The organism is Holdemania sp. (assembly GCF_986127675.1).
On the sequence record NZ_CFQZWI010000175.1, the window covers coordinates 1 to 2629 of the forward strand.

The 2629-nt window shown below is 57.0% G+C and carries 2 protein-coding genes; both read right to left on the reverse strand.

Going from position 1 to position 2629, the window contains the following annotated elements; all coding sequences use genetic code 11:
- A partial coding sequence (locus tag AC5OW4_RS14965; RefSeq protein ID WP_493677183.1) for a signal recognition particle-docking protein FtsY occupies positions 1-767 on the reverse strand: 767 nt, incomplete at its 3' end.
- The coding region (locus tag AC5OW4_RS14970) for an AAA family ATPase (protein WP_493677184.1) at positions 764-2629 on the reverse strand (1866 nt) is incomplete at its 5' end. The genes AC5OW4_RS14965 and AC5OW4_RS14970, both read right to left, overlap by 4 nt.

Genomic DNA, 2629 nt, shown 5'->3' on the forward strand with positions numbered 1-2629 from the left:
ATCTTGGCCTGGGATAAGCCGTTCTGGCCGGTTGTGGAATCGAGCACCAGCCATACATGATGGGGCGCGCCTTCGATTTCACGGCCGATGACCTTGCGCATCTTGGCCAGCTCGTTCATCAGATTGACCTTGTTCTGCAAGCGTCCGGCAGTGTCGCACAACAGGATATCCAGGTTGTGTTCCTTGGCATAGCGGCAGCCGTCGACCAGCACGCTGCTGGGATCGCCGTTCTCGCGGCCTTTGATGCACGGGACGCCGAGCTTATCAGCCCAGCGCGCCAGCTGCTCGATCGCCCCGGCCCTAAACGTGTCCGCGGCCACGACGCCGACTTTTTTGCCCTGACTCTGATACAGCTTGGTCAGCTTGGCGCACGTCGTGGTCTTGCCGCTGCCGTTGACACCCACCATCAGGATCACGGTCGGACCGTTCTCATTCATCACGATCGGCGCATCGTTGCTCTCCAGATAGATATTCTGCATGATCTCCATCAGAAAGGCCATGACGTCCTTGAACGTGACGTAGCGGTATTGATCGACCGTCGTTTTCAGCTGATCGCAGATCTTCTCCGCGGTCTGAATGCCGACGTCGCTCTCCAGCAGCACGATCATCAGTTCTTCGAGGAAATCCTCGGTGACGCCGTTGAAGCCGAACGCCATCTTGTTGAGCTTTTTGCCCATCGTGTCGCTTGTTTTGTTGAAACCGCTCAGATAGCGGTCGCCGTCTTTTTTCTTGGAAAATTTGTCTTTCAGCGTATCAAAGAAACTCATGCCGGCTGCACCTCCTTGGTTTCGGCCATTTCAATCGCGTCGGTCAGTTCGACCTTCAGCATCTGCGAAACGCCCTGCTTCTGCATCGTGACGCCGTAGAGGACGTCGCACTGCCCCATCGTTCCGGGACGATGGGTGACGACGATGAACTGCGTCCGTTCGCTGAAATTCTTGATGTAGCGGGCGAACCGTTCGACATTGCCCTGATCCAGTGCCGCCTCGACTTCGTCGAAGATACATAACGGAACCGGCCGGGCCTTGAGAATCGCAAACAGCACGCTGATCGCGATCAGGCTCTTTTCGCCGCCGGAGAACAGCCGGATATTCTGAACTGACTTGCCCGGGGGCTGGACGTCAATATCGATGCCGGTGTTTAACAAATCCGTTGGATCCTCTAAGATCAGGCGGGCCTTGCCGCCGCCGAACAACGCGCGGAATGTGTCGCCCAGCTCCTCGTTGATCTTATCGAACATATCCTTGAACTGCCGGACCATGACTTCGTCCATCTCGTCGATGGCCGACAGGATTTTATCACGGCTGGCGATCAGATCGTCCACCTGCTTGCGCATGAATTCATACCGGTCGTTGACCTCAGTGTATTCTTCCGGCGCGTTCATGTTGATGTTGCCGAGCGCTTCAATTTCCGAGCGCAGCTGCAGCACTTCCTCACGCGCGTTTTCAATGTGGCTTTCCTCAACCTTGGTGCGGGCGTATTCATAGGTCAGCTGATATTCGCTGGTCAGCCGCGCCAGGTTGTTTTCCAGGCGTGTTTCAATCTTCGCCTTGTCGAGCTGAATCGCATGCGAGCTGGCGGTCGCCGTTTCCAGTTCCCGGCGGATCTGGCGGATCTGCTGCTCGCGGCGTTCGATGTCGGCAGTCAGCTTCATCTTCTGCTGGCGCTTCTGGGACAGGGACGTCGTGATTTCATCCCGGCGGGAATAGGCCTGGTTAAGCGATGTGATCAGCGAATCCGCAAACGTTTCCTGCTCGCCGTCTACCGCTTCCGGCGCTAACAGCTCGTAATCGTTTTTCAAGCGTTCAAATTTGGCACGCTTGGCGTCGACGACCGGTTCCAGCTGAGCGCTGGCAATCCGTTTCTCCGTCAGCGACCGCTCCAGCTCAGAGCGCTGGCGTCCGGATTGATCCAGCGCCTTCTGCGCCAACTGGCATTTCGCCTGCTGCGATTGAATCGTTCCCGTGATTTCTTCCAGTTCACGCTGAACCGTCATTAAGGACGAACTGTTGCGGGCCTTGCCGCCGGTCATCGAACCGCCGCGGTGGATGACGTCGCCGTCCAGCGTTACGATTTTATAACTGAACTTTAATAAATCGGCCAGGTTGTTGCCATGTTCCAGCGTATCGCAGACCAATACGTTCTGCAGTAACGACTGACTGACTAAATCAAACTGCGGATCACAGTGGATGAACTCGCTGGCGACGCCTAAGAAGCCTTCGGTGTTCTGCGCCACGATGCGGTGATCCTGCGCGATCCAGCGGGGTTTTAAGACCCGGATCGGCAGAAACGTCGCGCGCCCGCTCTGGTTCTTTTTCAAAAAGCTGATCGCCTGACGGGCGCTGGCCTCGTCGGTGGTCACGATGTTGTACATCGCGCCGCCTAAGGCAACCGAAATCGCTTCCTCATAGCCTTTTTCCGGTTCCAGCACTTTCGCCACGACGCCTAAGACGCCGGGCAGAAACGCCTGGGAATCCATGACAGCCTTGACGCCGGCTTGTGAATTGAACGGCTGACGGGCCAGGTTTTCCAGCACTTCCCTGCGGTTCTGCAGCCGCCGCAGAATGCCGGCGGCCTCGTCGTTTTTCTGCGAGTTTTCAGCCAGCTCCATCGCGGTCTGCGACAGCTG